Annotated in this window: 17 protein-coding genes and 1 tRNA gene; 13 read left to right on the top strand and 5 right to left on the bottom strand. The window is 61.2% G+C overall.

Translation table 11 applies throughout. The annotated features are described in order from the left end of the window. Positions 1-45: 45 nt before the first annotated feature. On the top strand, positions 46-282 hold the full coding sequence (locus A6U98_RS36710) for a hypothetical protein (protein ID WP_156667824.1): 237 nt from the start codon (positions 46-48) through the stop codon (positions 280-282). 121 nt (positions 283-403) lie between these two features. Here A6U98_RS36710 and A6U98_RS09900 read toward each other — a convergent pair whose 3' ends face one another. Then, complete coding sequence (locus tag A6U98_RS09900; protein ID WP_064649631.1) at positions 404-1,336, bottom strand: LysR family transcriptional regulator; 933 nt, start codon at positions 1,334-1,336, stop codon at positions 404-406. Positions 1,337-1,394: 58 nt separating this feature from the next. Between A6U98_RS09900 and A6U98_RS09905 the strand changes: the two genes are divergently transcribed. Further along, positions 1,395-2,144 carry a glucose 1-dehydrogenase gene (locus tag A6U98_RS09905; protein WP_064649632.1) on the top strand — a complete coding sequence of 250 codons (750 nt, stop codon included), beginning with the start codon at positions 1,395-1,397 and terminating at the stop codon, positions 2,142-2,144. Positions 2,145-2,383: 239 nt separating this feature from the next. Here the strand turns inward: A6U98_RS09905 and A6U98_RS09910 are convergent. Continuing rightward, positions 2,384-2,458, bottom strand: a tRNA-Gly gene (locus A6U98_RS09910). A gap of 255 nt (positions 2,459-2,713) precedes the next feature. Here A6U98_RS09910 and A6U98_RS09915 point away from each other — a divergent pair. The 4 genes from A6U98_RS09915 to A6U98_RS09930 all read left to right on the top strand — a co-directional run bounded on the left by A6U98_RS09915 (position 2,714) and on the right by A6U98_RS09930 (position 5,523). After that, positions 2,714-3,223 (top strand): prolyl-tRNA synthetase associated domain-containing protein, encoded by a 510-nt coding sequence (locus A6U98_RS09915; RefSeq protein WP_064649633.1) that lies wholly within the window; start codon positions 2,714-2,716, stop codon positions 3,221-3,223. Positions 3,224-3,383: 160 nt separating this feature from the next. Then, positions 3,384-4,358, top strand: a complete 975-nt coding sequence (gene trxA, locus A6U98_RS09920; RefSeq protein WP_064649634.1) for a thioredoxin — start codon at positions 3,384-3,386, stop codon at positions 4,356-4,358. Between the two features lie 280 nt (positions 4,359-4,638). Continuing rightward, complete coding sequence (locus tag A6U98_RS09925) at positions 4,639-5,325, top strand: LON peptidase substrate-binding domain-containing protein (protein WP_184501785.1); 687 nt, start codon at positions 4,639-4,641, stop codon at positions 5,323-5,325. Between the two features lie 9 nt (positions 5,326-5,334). Further along, positions 5,335-5,523 carry a Trm112 family protein gene (locus A6U98_RS09930; RefSeq protein WP_017966162.1) on the top strand — a complete coding sequence of 63 codons (189 nt, stop codon included), beginning with the start codon at positions 5,335-5,337 and terminating at the stop codon, positions 5,521-5,523. Between the two features lie 41 nt (positions 5,524-5,564). Here A6U98_RS09930 and A6U98_RS09935 read toward each other — a convergent pair whose 3' ends face one another. Beyond that, on the bottom strand, positions 5,565-6,779 hold the full coding sequence (locus tag A6U98_RS09935) for a ubiquinone biosynthesis hydroxylase (RefSeq protein ID WP_064649635.1): 1,215 nt from the start codon (positions 6,777-6,779) through the stop codon (positions 5,565-5,567). A gap of 83 nt (positions 6,780-6,862) precedes the next feature. On the opposite strand from A6U98_RS09935, the gene tesB reads away from it, so the two are divergent. The 6 genes from tesB to A6U98_RS09965 all read left to right on the top strand — a co-directional run bounded on the left by tesB (position 6,863) and on the right by A6U98_RS09965 (position 14,465). After that, positions 6,863-7,747, top strand: a complete 885-nt coding sequence (gene tesB / locus A6U98_RS09940; RefSeq protein WP_064649636.1) for an acyl-CoA thioesterase II — start codon at positions 6,863-6,865, stop codon at positions 7,745-7,747. A gap of 210 nt (positions 7,748-7,957) precedes the next feature. Further along, the gene (locus A6U98_RS09945) at positions 7,958-8,308 is read left to right on the top strand and encodes a P-II family nitrogen regulator (protein ID WP_003543684.1); all 351 of its coding nucleotides are present in this window, start codon (positions 7,958-7,960) and stop codon (positions 8,306-8,308) included. 27 nt (positions 8,309-8,335) lie between these two features. Beyond that, positions 8,336-9,766, top strand: coding sequence for an ammonium transporter (locus A6U98_RS09950; RefSeq protein WP_064649637.1), 1,431 nt, complete (start codon positions 8,336-8,338; stop codon positions 9,764-9,766). A 250-nt stretch (positions 9,767-10,016) separates the two neighbouring features. Then, a complete protein-coding gene (locus A6U98_RS09955; RefSeq protein ID WP_064649638.1) occupies positions 10,017-12,707 on the top strand; it encodes a DNA translocase FtsK in 2,691 nt (896 codons plus the stop codon). A 139-nt stretch (positions 12,708-12,846) separates the two neighbouring features. Next, positions 12,847-13,515 carry an outer membrane lipoprotein carrier protein LolA gene (locus A6U98_RS09960; RefSeq protein WP_064649639.1) on the top strand — a complete coding sequence of 223 codons (669 nt, stop codon included), beginning with the start codon at positions 12,847-12,849 and terminating at the stop codon, positions 13,513-13,515. 146 nt (positions 13,516-13,661) lie between these two features. Then, positions 13,662-14,465 carry an exodeoxyribonuclease III gene (locus A6U98_RS09965; RefSeq protein ID WP_028757778.1) on the top strand — a complete coding sequence of 268 codons (804 nt, stop codon included), beginning with the start codon at positions 13,662-13,664 and terminating at the stop codon, positions 14,463-14,465. Between the two features lie 112 nt (positions 14,466-14,577). Here A6U98_RS09965 and A6U98_RS09970 read toward each other — a convergent pair whose 3' ends face one another. Further along, entirely contained in the window at positions 14,578-15,033 is a 456-nt protein-coding gene (locus A6U98_RS09970; RefSeq protein ID WP_064649640.1) for a cyclic nucleotide-binding domain-containing protein, read from the bottom strand. 138 nt (positions 15,034-15,171) lie between these two features. Continuing rightward, a complete protein-coding gene (locus A6U98_RS09975; protein ID WP_011653914.1) occupies positions 15,172-15,855 on the bottom strand; it encodes a response regulator transcription factor in 684 nt (227 codons plus the stop codon). Positions 15,856-16,022: 167 nt separating this feature from the next. Between A6U98_RS09975 and A6U98_RS09980 the strand changes: the two genes are divergently transcribed. Next, entirely contained in the window at positions 16,023-16,544 is a 522-nt protein-coding gene (locus A6U98_RS09980; protein ID WP_064649641.1) for a L,D-transpeptidase family protein, read from the top strand. The last annotated feature ends 71 nt before the right edge of the window (positions 16,545-16,615 follow it).

Consider the following 16,615-nt stretch of genomic DNA (forward strand, 5'->3'; position numbering starts at 1 on the left):
GCTAATCCTGGGTGGCTTACGCTTCCTGGGCGGGAGGCGCGGTCAATGCGGGTGAAGTCTTTAACGATCGGCGACACACTCACTGCTGGCGTGTCCTCTCATGATCTAGCGAAACCGATCTGCGGCTGCGCCAGAACGATTGCTGCCGCTGCAGAGCAATTGCTGTTGACCCATGCGCATGCGGCAATCGCCCGGGGTTTTGCCGGTTTGTTGGATGCAGCCGCGAGAGAAACGTCCCGCGATGATCCTCAAAGACATCCTGGCCTTTGGATCGTCGTCTAAGTGGTTTTCGATTGCTTCGACCTTAGGGTCGGCATCCGAGCTGATCGGGGCATGGGAGACCTTACCCCGACGATACGCGAGACCGGCGGACCTGGATTCTGACCAACTCCAACATCAGTGCTCAGATGGCTTCGAGGGTTTTTGCCTCGCGGGCGATGAAATCGCAGACAAGTTTTACGCGCAACGGCACGGTGCGACCAAAGGCGTGCAGTGCATTAAAGGGAGCGCTCGGGAACGCAAACCCCGCCGCGAGTGTAACAAGCGTGCCGTCTGCCAGGTCTTTCGCGACCAGACATCGCAGAAGATAGGCCGCTCCCAGCCCACTCAGCGCAGCCTGGATGAGTGCGGCCGCTGAGTCGCAATCGACGCGCCCGAAGGGAATGAAGCTCGTCCCGTCCGGCAGGCGCAGAGGCTGCGTGACACCACCCAGTGCATAGCGGGCAAAGGGCAAAGCCGCCAGCGCTTCGGCAGTTGCAGGATTGCCCCAGGTCTTCAGAAAGGTCGGAGACCCGACGATCGTCATCGGCAGGTCGGCCAGGTGACGAACCATGAGGTCCCCCGGCGCGGGATTTCCAACACGCAGCACAACGTCGTAGTCCTCCCTGATCAGATCGACGAACCGATCCGTAAGTCCGACTTCGAGATGCAGGTTCGGATAGTCGGCTGCAAAGCTTCCGAAGAGGCGCGGCAGCAGGAGAGGGGCCATTTCGCTAGGCATGCTGATGCGCAAGCGACCGGACGGCGCAACGTCGGACCTGATCGCCTCTTCACTTGCATCCAGGTCCCGCAACAGCGGCGCAACGCGGTCGAAGAAAAGTTGCCCGTCCTGGGTAAGCGTCAGGGCGCGCGTGGAGCGCAGGAACAGCCGGGCGCCAATCTTCTTTTCCAGCCGCGCCACGCTCTTCGATACCGCTGACGGTGTCGTCGCCAGATCGCGGGCCGCGGCGCTGAACGATCCGGCCTCTACCGTCCGCACAAAAGCCATCAATCCGGGCATCTCGTTGAGCAGATTCGGCATTTGCACCTCCGCGGCACAGATCATGTGCCCGCCCATGATCTAATGACGAAGGGTGGCAGCGTTTATCTCATGTCTCGTTGAAAGGAGATAAACAATGCAACACCTCAAAGACAAGGTCGCCGTCATCACCGGCGGCAATAGCGGCATCGGCAAGGCGACCGCTCGGCTGTTCGCGGAAGAAGGAGCGCAGGTCATCATTTCCGGGCGCCGGCAGGATGCTGTCGACCGCGCCGTGCAAGAAATCGGTCCGTCGGCCATCGGCTTCGTGGGTGATGCCGCCGACCTGGAAGATCATCGCAGGCTGGCGGACACCGTGAAGAGCCGCTTCGGCGGGCTCGACATCTACATGGCCAATGCTGGGATCATCAATCTCACCCCCTCCGCCGAGGTGACTCCGGCAGATTATGACCGGCATTTCGCAATCAATACGCGCGGCGTGTTCTTCGGCGTGCAGACGATCGCCCCTCTGATCCGTGACGGCGGAAACATCATCGTTACGAGCTCGCTCGCGGCCACGAAGGTGCTCCCGGACCATACTGTCTATGCCGGTTCAAAGGCAGCAACCGCCGCCTTTGCGAAAAACTGGGCGATCGAATTCAAGTCGCGGCGGATCCGCGTCAACATCCTGAGCCCGGGACCGGTCGAGACGGAAATCCTCGCCAAGCTGGGCGTATCGGACGCCGAGCGGCCGGCATTCGAAGATTACATGGCTTCCCTGATCCCCGCCGGCCGTCTCGGCCGACCGGAAGAGTTGGCGCGCGCCGCACTCTTCCTCGCCTCCGATGCAGGAAGCTTTGTCAACGGGATCGAGCTTCATGTCGATGGCGGCATGACCCTGGCTTAAAAGGCCTGCCCTTTGCCAGCCCAAACGGGCTCTACAATCTGTCGAACCTGTCGAAGCTGTCGGTCTGGTGACTGAGGCTCGGCAGGTATCGAACGCATCAAACCATCCGCAGCAGAACGGCCGCCGCGAGCGCATGCATCTGACGTTGGAGAAGGATGCCACGCGTTCGGCACGAGGTTGTCACCCCTGTCTCAGAGACAATCTGTTACCTGTGTCTTCGGTATGGGCAATTGGAAAACTGGAGCGGGCGAAGGGATTCGAACCCTCGACCCCAACCTTGGCAAGGTTGTGCTCTACCCCTGAGCTACACCCGCTCAATCCGCATCGGTCCGGGGTAGTTGTTGGACCGTGGGCGCCGCCTCGCGGCGACCGGCGCTATATGGCCTAACGGGTTTTCAAATGCAACAGGGAAATGACGGTGAGGCGAAGAAAAATTCTGGTGTTTGCAGACGCCCGGCGGAAAGGCCGCAAATGCGGGGCAAAGCGTCGGTCGCAAAGATTGCCAAACGATGTGGACCGACTTAATCAGAACGCCTCGCTTTTTTCCCTTCCCGTCCAATGGATTGCCCATGTCCGAAAATGCCCCCAAGACAAGAGAACAACTGTTTGCCTTTCTCGACGGGCTTGGCATCGCCCATAAGACGGTCGACCATGCGCCGGTCTTCACCGTGGCGGAATCGGTGGCCCTGCGCGATGAAATCCCCGGCGGTCACACCAAGAACCTGTTCGTCAAAGACAAGAAGGACAGGTATTTTCTGCTGACAGTGGAGGAAAATGCTGCCGTCGACCTCAAGCAGGTGCATAATGCCATCGGCGGGTCCGGCCGGGTTTCCTTCGGCAGACCGGAGAAGCTGATGGAGTATCTCGGCGTCGTTCCGGGTTCGGTGACGGCGTTCGGCGCGATCAACGATACTGCGGAGAATGTCACTTTCGTGCTCGATGCCGAGCTGATGGCGCACGAGATCGTCAACTGCCATCCGCTATCCAATGATGCGACGACCTCGATTGCGAGCCGCGATCTCATCCGTTTCATGGAAGCGACGGGACATAAGCCGCTTGTCTTGAAAGTGACGTCCTGACATACGATTTTAGCGCTAAAGCGCGTCGCGATCTTTTAGATTCGGTTGCCGCGCTTTAGTCTTTGGTTTTGCGCATGTCTTTATCGCAAAACCGCCACGCAGTTTTGCGCGACATGCTTTAGCAAAGACGCCGGCTGGATCGGCGCGGCGGGAGATACCTATGAGCGGCAGCGACAACCCCTATAACGCTTCCTTCGGAAATCAGATGACGGCGACGACAAGCTTCGGTGCAACGCCGGAAGCGGCGACTGCGGCCGGCAGCTACATCACGGAGACGACGACCGCGAATTTCGGCAAGGATGTGATCGAGGAATCGCGCAAGCAGCCGGTGCTGGTCGATTTCTGGGCACCCTGGTGCGGTCCGTGCAAGCAACTGACGCCGGTATTGGAGAAGGTGGTCAACGAGGCCAAGGGCCGGGTCCGGCTGGTCAAGATGAACATCGATGACCATCCCTCGATCGCCGGCCAGCTCGGCATCCAGTCGATCCCCGCCGTCATCGCCTTCGTCAACGGCCGTCCTGCCGACGGTTTCATGGGCGCGGTGCCGGAAAGCCAGATCCAGCAGTTCATCGACCGGATCGCCGGTCCGGCCGGCGCCGACGAGGCGGCCGAAATCGAAGCCGTAGTCACGGAAGCGGCGGAACTGCTTGCCGCCGGCAATATCAACGAGGCCGCTCAGCTCTACGGCGCCGTCATGCAGGCCGACCCCGAGAATGCCAAGGCGCTTGCCGGAATGGCTGAATGCATGATCGCCGCAAACCAGCATCAGCGGGCGCGCGAAATCCTGACGGAATTGCCGGAAGAGCTGGCGAAAGACGCCGGCATCCAGGCCGTACTGATGAAGCTCGAGCAGATCGAGGAGGCCCGCAAGCTCGGAGACCCCGTTGCGCTCGAGCGTGAACTGGCTGCCAATCCCGATGACCATGAGGCGCGGATCAAGCTTGCCAAGATCCGTAATGTCGAAGGCCGGCGCGACGAGGCGGCCGACCATCTGCTGCTGATCATGCGCAAGGACCGCGCCTTCGACGATGACGGCGCCCGCCGCCAGCTGCTGCAGTTCTTCGAGGTCTGGGGCTTCAAGGATCCGGCGACGGTTGCAGCGCGTCGCAAGCTTTCGGCGATGCTGTTCTCCTAGGGCGCCGCGCGTCCGACAGGACGCGCCAAGGACGGTCTATCGTATTGAGTCCGTGCATGATCTTTTCTGAAAATCGATTCCGATTTTCGGGGTGTGCGCCACTGCATAATTCCTTAAATCAGGATCGATTTAAGGATTAAATTATGCAGCGATTCAAACTGTTACAGCGTGTTTTGCGCGTCTAAAAAGACGCGCGGCGCTGTAAGTTTCGAGCATCTGCCCTTGCGTTTTCGGACGAGGGCACCACATTCTCGTCAGGACGGGCATGCCCGTTACAAGAATGCGGGACGGTTTCATGCAAGTCGGGAATGCCAGATACCTGAAGCCGGGCGATCTGCCTGATGCGATCGCTGTCTTCCCCCTGACCGGCGCCCTCCTGCTGCCGGCCGGGCAGCTTCCCCTCAACATTTTCGAGCCGCGCTATCTGGCGATGCTGGATGCCGCACTGACCGGAAACCGGCTGATCGGCATGGTGCAGCCGGCGCTCGGCGAACATGAGGACAAAGGCGGCGATCCCCACCTTGCCGCTGTCGGCTGCCTCGGCCGCATCACCTCCTTCGCCGAGACCGGCGACGGGCGCTATATCGTATCGCTGACCGGCGTCTGCCGCTTCCGGCTGCTGGAGGAGAAAGCGACCAGCGATCCCTTCCGCACCTTCCGTATCGCCCCTTTTATCGCCGACCTCTCGGCCGAGAATGAGGAGGAGGCGGTCGATCGCGCAGCGCTTCTGACCGCCTTCAAGGCCTATCTCGACGCCAACAAGCTGGAGGCGGACTGGGAGAGCGTCGAGCGGGCGAGCAATCTGACGCTCGTCAATTCGCTGGCGATGATGTCGCCGTTCGGGCCGGCGGAAAAACAGGCGCTGCTGGAAGCGCCCGACCTGAAGACGCGGGCCGAGACGCTGATCGCCATTACCGAAATCGTGCTGGCACGCGTCTTCGGTGACTCCGACACGGTTCTGCAGTAGACTTCAGCCATGGATGAAAAACTCAGCCGCGTCGATCCAAAGCTGCTCGATCTCCTGGTCTGCCCGCTCTCCAAGGGCCGGCTTTCCTATGATCGCGAGCAGAATGAGCTTGTCTCGGAAAAGGCGCGGCTTGCCTATCCGATCCGCGACGGCATTCCGATCATGCTGGTGTCCGAGGCCCGCCGTCTCGACGATTGAAGCAATTCAAGAAGCGCTTTTGCCGGGAATTGCGTAAAAGGTTAAATCGTCTGGCCGGCAAGCAGCCGCGGATTGTCCTTTGCCGTCGTTCCGGCCGCCTGGCCGATGAAGAAGGATTTGAGGCGCGGCAGCCGGTCGACGATGCCGAGGCCGACGTCGCGGGCGATGCGGATCGGCGTCGCATCGTTGGAGAAGAGCCGGTTCAACACGTCGGTCGTCACCCCCATGCGGAAAGTGTCGAAGCGCCGCCAGGTCTGGTAGCGCTCGAGAATGTTGATCGAGCCGATATCGAGGCCGAGGCGATCGGCGTCCACGATGGTTTCGGCAAGTGCCGCTACATCCTTGAAGCCGAGATTGAGGCCCTGACCCGAAATCGGATGGATGCCATGGGCGGCGTCGCCGGCCAGCGCGAAACGCGGCGCGACGAAAGAGCGCGCCAGCGTCAGGCCGAGCGGGAAGGCGCGCTTGTCGCCGATCACTTTCAGGCTTCCAAGCTTGTGGCCGAAGCGGCGTTCGAGCTCTTCCTCAAAGATCAGGTCGTCGGCGGCGACCAGCCGGTTGGCATCCGGGGTCCGCTCCGTCCAGACGAGCGAGGAGCGGTTGTTCTTGAGCGGCAGGATGGCAAAGGGGCCGGCCGGCAGAAAATGTTCCTCGGCGCAGCCGTCATGCGGCCGCTCGTGTTCGACGGTCGCAACGATGCCGGACTGGCCGTAGTCCCAGGTGACGGTCCTGATGCCGGCGAGATCGCGCAGTTTCGAGCGCACGCCGTCGCAGGCAACCAGCAGCCGGGTTTCCAGCGCGCTGCCGTCCGAAAGCGTGACGGTGACATGGGTGTCGTGGGTTTTCAACTCCGTGGCGCCGAGCCCATGGCGGATATCGATGCCGAGCCGGTCGCAGGCGCCGCGCAGTGCCGCGACCATGGCAACATTCGGGATCATGTGGGCGAAGGGCCGGCCATCGGCCACTTCGCCGTCGAAGGTCAGAAAAACCGGACGCACCGGATCGGAGGTCTTGGAGTCGGTGACGATCATTTTGGTGATCGGCTGGGCTTCCGGCTCGATCTCGTTCCAGATGCCGAAAACCTCGAGCATCTTCGCCGCCGCCGCGATGATGGCGGAAGCGCGCGTATCGTTTTTCCAGACATGCTCGGGGGCCGCCTCGACGACGGCGACATTCAGATGGGGTGCTGCCTGTTTGACCGCGACAGCGGCGGAAAGGCCGACATAACCCCCGCCCACAACCAGCATGTCCAGCATCGCGCCGCTCCCGTACCTTGTGCCTCAGATGTGCTCTATATAGATCATCGCAACTTCACTTCCTACCGCTGGGAGACACAGAAATGACGGGCGAGACATCAGGGCCTTCGGCGATGGAGACGCTGCTTTCGACGCTCGACCTCGAACCGATCGAGGTCGATATCTTCCGCGGCCGCAGCCCCAAGGTCGGCTGGCAGCGGGTCTTCGGCGGCCAGGTGATCGGCCAGGCGCTGATGGCGGCGCAGCGCACCATCGAGGGCGAACGTTTCGTCCATTCGCTGCATGCTTATTTCATGCGTCCCGGCGATCCCACGGTGCCGATCATCTATCAGGCAGAGCGCATCCGCGACGGATCGAGCTTCAACACGCGGCGTGTCGTCGCGATCCAGCACGGCAAAGCGATCTTCGCGCTGTCGGCCTCCTTCCAGGTGGAGGAGCAGGGCTTCGAGCACCAGATCGCGATGCCCGAGGTCGAGATGCCCGAGGCGCTGCTCGGCGAGCAGCAGATCAAGGAACAGTATCTCGCGCACGCGCCGGAAGCGATCCGAAAATACTGGCAGCGCGAGCGGCCGATCGAGATCCGTCCCGTCTCGCTGACGCATTATTTTTCCGACAGGAAGCTCGATCCGAAGCAGGATGTCTGGGTGCGCGCCACCGGCCCGGTTCCCGACAACAGGCTCTATCAGGCGGCAGTGCTTGCCTATCTTTCGGACATGACGCTGCTCGATACGTCGCTCTATGCGCACGGAACGTCCATCTTCGACCAGAGCCTGCAGGTGGCGAGCCTCGATCACTCGATGTGGTTCCACAGACCCTGCAAACTCGACGACTGGCTGCTTTATACGCAGGACAGTCCGTCGGCTTCAGGTGCCAGAGGATTAACCCGGGGTAGCCTATTTACACGATCGGGTAGCCTGATTGCCTCTGTCGCGCAGGAAGGTCTGATTCGGAAAAAGGCAAATGAATAAATAATGTGCAGCTTTTCGAATTTGCGCGTTATTTGTGCGCTTATCGGCCGGTCATTTGCCTGTTTATTGGCATTCTTTATTATAATCTTTACTTTTCAATAACTTACGATCTGCCTTGAATCTGGCACGCCCCTTGAATGTATATCGCCGGTCGCTGTTCAGAAACGTCAGCGGCAAGGAGAGTCGGCTCCGCGCCGAGGATAACGAAGGATGGGAAACCAGATGAAAATTGTGATGGCCATTATCAAGCCGTTCAAGCTCGATGAGGTCCGCGAAGCCCTTACGGCGATCGGTATTCAGGGGCTGACCGTAACCGAGGTGAAGGGCTACGGGCGCCAGAAGGGGCACACCGAAATCTATCGCGGCACCGAATATGCAGTCAGCTTCCTGCCGAAGCTCAAGATCGAAATCGCGGTTGCATCGGAACTCGTCGACAGGGCAGTCGAGGCCATCGCGGCATCGGCCAAGACCGGCCAGATCGGCGACGGCAAGATCTTCGTCTATTCGATCGACCATGCCGTGCGCATCCGTACGGGCGAAACCGATTCAGAAGCGCTGTAAGAACGGCAGATCAAGGAGCTTTATCCAATGTCAATTTCGAAGTTTTCTTCCACCTTTGCGCGGCTTTGCGCAGCTTCGGCCGCCCTTCTGGCGCCGGCCGTCGCTTTCGCGCAGGAGGCTGCGCCAGCTGCCGCCACCGCTGCTGCTGCTCCTGCTTTCACCATGGACAAGGGTGACAATACCTGGATGCTCGTCTCCTCGGCGCTCGTCCTTTTGATGACCATCCCCGGCCTTGCGCTTTTCTACGGCGGTCTGGTGCGCGCCAAGAACATGCTCTCGGTGCTGATGCAGGTCTTCATGATCACGGCCGTCGTGGCGCTGATCTGGGTGACCTATGGCTATTCGCTCGCCTTCACCGACGGCGGCTCGCTGAACAGCTTCGTCGGCGGCTTCTCCAAGGCGTTCCTGGCCGGCGTCAACACCTCGTCGCTTGCCGAGACCTTCTCGAAGGGTGTCGCTATTCCGGAATACACCTTCATCGTATTCCAGATGACCTTTGCCTGCATCACGCCCGGCCTGATCGTCGGTGCGTTCGCCGAGCGCATCAAGTTCTCGGCCGTCATGCTCTTCGTCGTGCTCTGGGTTACCTTCATCTACTTCCCGATGGCACACATGGTCTGGTTCTGGGGCGGTCCGAGCTCCTACACTTCGCCAGCTGGCCTGATCTTCTCCTACGGTGCAATCGACTTCGCCGGCGGCACGGTCGTTCACATCAATGCCGGTATTGCGGGCCTCGTCGGCGCCATCATGCTCGGCAAGCGCACGGGCTATAAGAAGGAAATCATGGCTCCGCACTCGATGACGCTGACCATGGTCGGCGCCTCGCTGCTCTGGGTCGGCTGGTTCGGCTTCAACGCCGGCTCCAACCTTGAAGCCAATGCCTATGCCTCGCTTGCCTTTATCAACACCTTCGTCGCAACGGCTGCCGCCGCTGTGTCCTGGTGCATCGTCGAAAGCCTGACCCGCGGCAAGGCTTCCATGCTCGGTGGTGCTTCCGGTGCTGTCGCCGGTCTCGTTGCCATCACCCCGGCGGCAGGCTTTGCCGGCCCGATGGGCGCGATTGTTCTCGGCCTCATCGTTTCGCCGGTCTGCTACTTCTTCGTCGATGTCGTGAAGAACAAGTTCAACTACGACGACAGCCTCGATGTCTTCGGCGTCCATTGCATCGGCGGCATCATCGGCGCTCTCGGCACCGGTATCCTCGTCAACCCGGCGCTCGGCGGTGCAGGCATCGTCGATTATTCGACGGCCGATTTCGCAGCCTCCTATGCCGGCACGGCAACCCAGGTCTGGGCTCAGGCCAAGGGCGTGCTGACGACGCTGCTGTGGTCGGGTATCGGTTCGGCGATCCTCTACAAGATCGTCGACGTTGTTATCGGCCTGCGTGTAACCGTTGAAGCCGAACGCGAAGGTCTCGACCTTTCGACCCACGGCGAAGCCGCCTACCACTCTTCCTGATCACAGGGTTTGCGGCGCCCGGCACAAGGGCGCCGCTGCACAGCCCGTCGCGGCCTATCTAACCATAGACCGCATTTGGCCCGGACCTTTCAAGGTTCGGGCTTTTTTCATTTCCCGGTTCGGAATGCACGTCCAGGCATGCATGGTTAACATCGCTTTAACCCGGCTCTGATTAGGTAGAGCGGACGCATTTTGGCACGGCGAAGCTTTAGCGATTCGCGTGTCCTCAGGCATTGGACGGGTTAGACACATGGCAAGAAGCACGTCGCCGGCAATGGATGGCCGTCCGGATCGGTTTTCCTTCTCGGCATTCATGCTGCGGCAGATCCAGGCGCTCATCGGCTTTGCGATCTTTCTGCTGCTGGCGTTCTGCGTCGCGGCACTGGCGACATGGAATGTTGCGGATCCGAGCTATTCCTATGCGACCGCAAACTCGCCGACGAATATTCTCGGTTACACCGGTGCTGCCTTTGCCGATATCGTCATGCAGTTCCTCGGGCTTGCCAGCGTCGTTTCGATGTTGCCGATCGTCGCCTGGGCGCTGACGCTGATCTCGGGCCGCCGCTTCAGCCGTATCCCTGCCCGTGCCGCCGCCTGGTTCGGCGGTTCGGTGCTTTCCTGCGCCGTCCTCGGCTGCTTTCCGCCGCCGCTCACCTGGCCGATCCCGAACGGCATCGGCGGTGTCATTGGTGACATGATCCTGCGTTTTCCCGCACTCTTCGTCGGCGCCTATCCGACGGGCACCTTCGCCATGGTCGTCGGTTGCATCTTCGCCGCGCCGACCGCCTGGCTGATGCTCTTTGCATCGGGGCTCGTTGGCCGCAGCGACGCCGACGAGGAGATCGAGGAAGACTACGTCGATACGCGTAGCAAGGCCCGCGTCGTCGGAGATGAGGACGAAGAGGAGGACGAGTCCCGCTGGGTCGCTCTCAGCGGCGCCGTGACGCATGCCTGGTACATGAGCCAGGGCCGGTTGCGCCGGCTATTCGGCATGGGGCCGCGCAAGCGGCGCCAGGGCGATTACGAATCACCTTATGATTTCAACGATGACGAGTTCGGCACGCTGAACGAACCCGTGCGCGCCAAGGCGCCGACCGTCCGCGGCGAGCGCATGGAGCCGTCGATGGAGCCCTCGATGGGGGCAAGAACGGCTTCGCCGCGGCGCATCGTCTCCGCGCCGTCGATGTCCATCGATGACGACGATGATAATGACGACCTGCCCTTCGAAAACGACATGCCGCCGCGCCCGGCTGATATCCTGCCCGACGACGATGACGACGAGGACTGGATGATCCGCGCGCCGACAAAGGCGGCCGGCAAGCCGGAACCGCGCGTCGTCCCCGTGGTCGCCCGTCCGAAACCCAGCGCCCGCATCGAGCGAGAAGCGCAGGGCTCGTTCATCCGTCCCGAGGGTTTCCAGCTTCCCTCGATGCATCTGCTCGCCGAACCGAAGAATGTCGTTCGCGACTCCACGCTTTCGGCCGATGCGCTGGAGCAGAACGCCCGCATGCTCGAAGGCGTGCTCGAAGATTTCGGCGTCAAGGGGGAGATCATCCATGTTCGCCCCGGCCCCGTCGTCACGCTCTACGAACTGGAGCCGGCACCCGGCATCAAGTCGTCGCGCGTCATCGGCCTCGCCGACGATATTGCCCGCTCGATGAGCGCCATTGCCGCCCGCGTCGCCGTCGTGCCCGGCCGCAACGCGATCGGCATCGAATTGCCGAACCAGACGCGCGAGACCGTCTACCTGCGTGAACTCATCGCCTCCCGGGATTTCGAGGGCAGCAAGGCAAAGCTCGCCATGGCGCTCGGCAAGACGATCGGCGGCGAAGCCGTGATCGCCGATCTTGCCAAGATGCCGCATCTGCTCGTCGCCGGCACCACCGGTTCCGGCAAGTCGGTTGCCATCAATACGATGATCCTGTCGCTGCTCTACCGCATGACGCCGGAACAGTGCCGGCTGATCATGATCGACCCGAAGATGCTGGAACTCTCCGTCTATGACGGCATCCCGCACCTGCTTTCGCCTGTCGTCACCGATCCGAAGAAGGCCGTCGTCGCGCTCAAATGGACCGTGCGCGAGATGGAAGAGCGCTACAAGAAGATGTCGAAGATCGGCGTGCGCAACATCGACGGCTTCAACTCCCGCGTCGAGCAGGCGCTGTCGAAGGGTGAGGCGATCTCGCGCACGGTGCAGACCGGCTTCGACCGCCACACCGGCGAGGCGATGTACGAGACCGAGGAATTCGATCTGCGGCCGATGCCTTATATCGTCGTCATCATCGATGAGATGGCCGACCTGATGATGGTCGCCGGCAAGGATATCGAAGGCGCCGTCCAGCGCCTGGCACAGATGGCGCGTGCGGCCGGCATCCACGTGATCATGGCTACACAGCGTCCGTCGGTCGACGTCATCACCGGCACGATCAAGGCGAACTTCCCGACCCGCATCTCCTTCCAGGTGACCTCGAAGATCGACAGCCGCACCATCCTTGGCGAACAGGGCGCGGAACAGCTGCTCGGCATGGGCGACATGCTCTACATGGCGGGCGGCGGGCGAATCCAGCGCGTGCACGGCCCGTTCGTTTCGGATGTCGAAGTGGAAGAGATCGTCTCCTACCTGAAAACCCAGGGCTCGCCGCAATATCTCGACGCGATCACCGCCGATGACGACGAAGACGGCGATTACGGCGGCGGCGGCGGTCCGGCCGGCACGTCCAATCTTTCCGAATCGGAAGATCCCTACGACCAGGCGGTCGCCATCGTGCTGCGCGACGGCAAGGCGTCGACTTCCTACGTCCAGCGCCGGCTCGGTATCGGCTACAACCGTGCCGCCTCGCTCGTCGAGCGCATGGAGAAGGAGGGCATCATCGGACCGGCCAACCATGCCGGCAAACGCGAGATTCTCGTTCCCACCGAAGGCGACATCCTCGACCGCTGACAGAACAGGCATATATTTCCAATACAGCCGCTTTTGCGGAAACCTGATAACGTCACAGCCGTTACCTCTCGCAGGCCGATCGCAACGCCTTGAAGACGCCGCCTTTCGGCAGCATGCAGATCGCATAAAGGAGATTTAGATGAGTCACTCCGATAGCTTCCTCTCCGGCCTGACGGTAACGCGCCGCGAGCTTCTCGGCGCCTTTGCCGTCGCTGCGATAGCGAGCGCCATTCCCCTTGGCGCTTATGCGCAGGCTGCAGCTCCCGCCTCCGGCACGGCGCAGGCGATCGCCGATCATTTTTCCGGCGTCACGACGATGCAGGGCGAATTCGTGCAGTTCGGCCCGCGCGGCGAACAGACCGGCGGCAAGTTCTTCATCCAGCGCCCCGGCAAGCTGCGCTTCAACTATGACGATCCGTCGCCGATGCGGGTGATCGCCGACGGCAAGAACGTCGCCATCGGCAATATGAAGCTCAAAACCTGGGATCTCTATCCGCTGTCCAAGACCCCGCTCAGCCTGCTGCTCGCGCAGCATATCGACCTGTCGGCCGGCATGGTGAAGGGCGTGAAGGAAGAGTCTGACCTGACGACGATCGCGCTCGGCAACAATACGGTGTTTGGAAACTCGACCATCACCATGATGTTCGACCCGAAGACCTACGATCTGCGGCAGTGGACGATCACCGACAATCAGGGCAAGGACACCTCGGTGATGATCTTCAACGTCAAAACCGGCATGCAGTTCGAGGATCGCGTCTTCCGCGTGCCCTATGAGACCATTCCAGGCACGCCGCAGTCGCGCGACTGAGACCTTTTCGGTTGATCGCTTGATGCTTTTGCGCGCGTCTGGTTCCCTCGCGTCCACCTTTGTTTTAAAGCCCTTTCATGAAAGCGCGTCGCGTCGAGCCGGGGTTCGGCCGACATGCGGGCATTGGACGCGAGAGGGCACGGGGCATGGGTTTTTCGATCACCACCTGGAACATCAATTCGGTGCGGCTGCGCATGCCCATCGTCGAGCAGCTCGTTCTGAAGCACAGGCCCGATATCCTCTGCCTGCAGGAAACCAAGGTGACGAACGAGCTGTTTCCGGCAGCACCGCTCAGGGCGATGGGCTACAATCACATCATCATCCATGGCCAGAAGGGCTATCACGGCGTGGCGATCGCCTCGCGTATTCCATTGACCGAGGATCACCGCCAGGATTATTGCGGCGTCGGCGATGCGCGCCACATCTCGGCGATCTTCGAGCACGGCAATCGTCGCGTTCGGCTGCACAATTTCTATGTCCCGGCCGGCGGCGACGAGCCGGATCGCACGATCAATCCGAAATTCGGCCACAAGCTCGATTTCATCGAGGAGATGAAGCTGCTGAAAGCCAATGGCGAGGCCAACACCTCAGCCATCCTCGTCGGTGACCTCAACATCGCGCCGCTGGAGCACGACGTCTGGTCTCACAAGCAGCTTCTCAAGATCGTCAGCCATACGCCTGTCGAAACCGAGGGGCTGCTCGAGGTGATGAAGCGCGGCGCCTGGCTCGATCTGATGCGCCAGCATGTGCCTGCCAGCGAGAAACTCTACACCTGGTGGAGCTACCGCGCCAAGGATTGGGAGGCCGCCGACCGCGGCCGCCGTCTCGACCATATCTGGTCGTCGTCGGATCTCGGGCCGCATCTCAAGCGAATCGAAATCCTGAAGGAGGCGCGTGGCTGGGACCGGCCTTCCGACCACGTACCTGTCACGGCGCATTTCGATTTCTAGAGCAATTCCAGGAAAAGTGCGAAGCGGTTTTCCGTCCGGAATTGCGTCAAAACAAGAGGTTAGAGCGATGCGGTTCAGCTTATCGTAAAGCGGAGAACTGCTCCAACCGGGATCAGCTGAAGCGGTAGAACTGGCTCGCGGCCTTTGCCGCTAGCTCCGCAAGATTATCGCGGATCCGGTTCTCGATCAGTCGGGCCGCGTCCGGATATTCTTCGATCAACCGGTGGAACAGGGCGCGGGTGATGCGGATGATGCTGGTGTCCTCACGCGCTACCGCGGTGAACTTGCGCTCCACCAGCGTCACCAGCGCCAGCTCGGAAACCAGGGTGCCGGGGCCGGCGACCCCCTCTGTCCTCTGCATGCCGTCGCTGCTCGTCGCGCTCAGTTCCAGACTGCCGCTGAGGATGACATAGGCGCTCTCGGCGGGCGAGCCCTGGCGAAACAGCATCTGGCCGGCAGCGATCATGCGCCGGTCGGCGCCGAAGGCGATCAACCGCAGCTGATCCTCGTTCATGTCCTTGAACAGAGGAAGCTGCGCGAGCATGTGGATGTCGTCGGTCAGCGCCATGCGGGCTTTTCGCCTTAGAGCAATTCCAGCAAAAGTGCCTGGCGGTTTTGCCAGGCAAAGCGTCAAACGCTTTTGCCGGGAATTGCGTGAAAACAAAGAGATAGAGCATTTCTGTTATTCGGAGAAAACGGAAATGCTCTAGGGTATGATCTTGTAGCCGCCGTTTTCCGTGACGAGGATTTCAGCATTGGAGGGATCGCGCTCGATCTTCTGGCGCAGGCGATAGACGTGGGTTTCCAGCGTATGCGTCGTCACGCCGGAATTATAGCCCCAGACTTCTTCGAGCAGTACGTCGCGGGTAACGACCTTCTGTTCGGCGCGGTAGAGATAGCGGATGATCGCCGCTTCCTTTTCAGTCAGCCGGATCTTCTGGCCGTTATCGGTGGTCAGGAGCTTCTGGCTCGGCTTGAAGAGGTAGGGGCCGACGGTGAAGGTCGCGTCCTCGCTCTGCTCATGCTGGCGCAGCTGCACGCGGATGCGCGCGAGCAGCACGGCGAAGCGGAAAGGCTTGGTGACATAATCGTTGGCGCCGGCTTCCAGACCGAGGATCGTGTCCGAATCGGTATCGTGGCCGGTCAGCATGATGATCGGCGCCTTGAAGCCGCCCTTGCGCAGCAGCTTCACCGCCTCGCGGCCGTCCATATCGGGCAGGCCGACATCCATGATCAGCAGGTCGATCGGCGTCGAGCGGGCGGTCGCCACACCTTTGCCGGCGTTGGCTTCCTGCAGAACCGTGAATTCCTCATACAGCGACAATTGCTCCGTCAGCGTCTGTCGAAGGTCATCGTCGTCATCCACCAGAAGAATGGTGCGTGCGGTCATGCCGTTTGCGTCCTCGTGTTAAGTCCCCTAGTCCTACGCCAAATTCCTGGTTTGGCAAGGATCGGGCGGCGGGCTGTTGCCGGGTCGGTTTCGATATGATTTCAATCGAAGCCCCAGACAAGGCACGACATGCGAGAAAAATGGAAAAAGCAAGGCAGAGGCGAGCTATGACGCCATCGACGATCGTGGTGCGTCCTGCGCCGGGGGGCAAGAGCCGGGCGATCGTCCGGTTTGGCGTCATCACCGTGCCTGCTGCGATCGGCCGCTCCGGCCGCACCGTGATGAAACGCGAGGGCGACGGCGCCACCCCGATCGCCTCGATGAGGCTGATATCAGGCTTCCGGCGCGGCGAGCGGAACGGCCGGCTCGTCACTCCGCTTTCCATCCGCCGCATCCGCCCCGACATGCTCTGGTGCGATCAGTCCGACAGTGCCAGCTACAACCGTCTCGCCAGGGCGCCGTTCAGCGCAAGTCACGAGGAGATGCGGCGCAGCGACGGGCTTTACGATATCTGCCTGGTGATGGACTGGAACATTTCCTCGCGTGCGCGCAATCGCGGCTCGGCGATCTTCTTCCATCTCATCAGGCCAGGCTACGAGCCGACGGCGGGCTGCGTGGCTGTGAGCCTGCGCGACATGCGCCGCCTGCTGCCGCACATTCGAAAGGGAACGATTGTCCGCGTCGTCTGATTGTCTTCCGGATGCGGTCGCCTATATGTTTCCGGTGACCGAACGCTCCGGCTGAAATGCGTTCAGGGACG

The organism is Rhizobium sp. WYCCWR10014, assembly GCF_001657485.1.
GTDB lineage: Bacteria > Pseudomonadota > Alphaproteobacteria > Rhizobiales > Rhizobiaceae > Rhizobium.

What these genes read in the sequence shown, in the direction of transcription:
- A6U98_RS09945 (WP_003543684.1), top strand. Translation starts at nt 7,958, where the DNA reads ATGGGAAACCAGATGAAAATTGTGATGGCCATTATCAAGCCGTTCAAG.
- A6U98_RS09905 (WP_064649632.1), top strand. Translation starts at nt 1,395, where the DNA reads ATGCAACACCTCAAAGACAAGGTCGCCGTCATCACCGGCGGCAATAGC.
- A6U98_RS09900 (WP_064649631.1), bottom strand. Translation starts at nt 1,336, where the DNA reads ATGGGCGGGCACATGATCTGTGCCGCGGAGGTGCAAATGCCGAATCTG.
- A6U98_RS09915 (WP_064649633.1), top strand. Translation starts at nt 2,714, where the DNA reads ATGTCCGAAAATGCCCCCAAGACAAGAGAACAACTGTTTGCCTTTCTC.
- tesB (WP_064649636.1), top strand. Translation starts at nt 6,863, where the DNA reads ATGACGGGCGAGACATCAGGGCCTTCGGCGATGGAGACGCTGCTTTCG.
- A6U98_RS09950 (WP_064649637.1), top strand. Translation starts at nt 8,336, where the DNA reads ATGTCAATTTCGAAGTTTTCTTCCACCTTTGCGCGGCTTTGCGCAGCT.
- A6U98_RS36710 (WP_156667824.1), top strand. Translation starts at nt 46, where the DNA reads ATGCGGGTGAAGTCTTTAACGATCGGCGACACACTCACTGCTGGCGTG.
- A6U98_RS09935 (WP_064649635.1), bottom strand. Translation starts at nt 6,779, where the DNA reads ATGCTGGACATGCTGGTTGTGGGCGGGGGTTATGTCGGCCTTTCCGCC.
- A6U98_RS09980 (WP_064649641.1), top strand. Translation starts at nt 16,023, where the DNA reads ATGACGCCATCGACGATCGTGGTGCGTCCTGCGCCGGGGGGCAAGAGC.
- A6U98_RS09965 (WP_028757778.1), top strand. Translation starts at nt 13,662, where the DNA reads ATGGGTTTTTCGATCACCACCTGGAACATCAATTCGGTGCGGCTGCGC.
- A6U98_RS09930 (WP_017966162.1), top strand. Translation starts at nt 5,335, where the DNA reads ATGGATGAAAAACTCAGCCGCGTCGATCCAAAGCTGCTCGATCTCCTG.
- trxA (WP_064649634.1), top strand. Translation starts at nt 3,384, where the DNA reads ATGAGCGGCAGCGACAACCCCTATAACGCTTCCTTCGGAAATCAGATG.
- A6U98_RS09975 (WP_011653914.1), bottom strand. Translation starts at nt 15,855, where the DNA reads ATGACCGCACGCACCATTCTTCTGGTGGATGACGACGATGACCTTCGA.
- A6U98_RS09925 (WP_184501785.1), top strand. Translation starts at nt 4,639, where the DNA reads ATGCGGGACGGTTTCATGCAAGTCGGGAATGCCAGATACCTGAAGCCG.
- A6U98_RS09960 (WP_064649639.1), top strand. Translation starts at nt 12,847, where the DNA reads ATGAGTCACTCCGATAGCTTCCTCTCCGGCCTGACGGTAACGCGCCGC.
- A6U98_RS09955 (WP_064649638.1), top strand. Translation starts at nt 10,017, where the DNA reads ATGGCAAGAAGCACGTCGCCGGCAATGGATGGCCGTCCGGATCGGTTT.
- A6U98_RS09970 (WP_064649640.1), bottom strand. Translation starts at nt 15,033, where the DNA reads ATGGCGCTGACCGACGACATCCACATGCTCGCGCAGCTTCCTCTGTTC.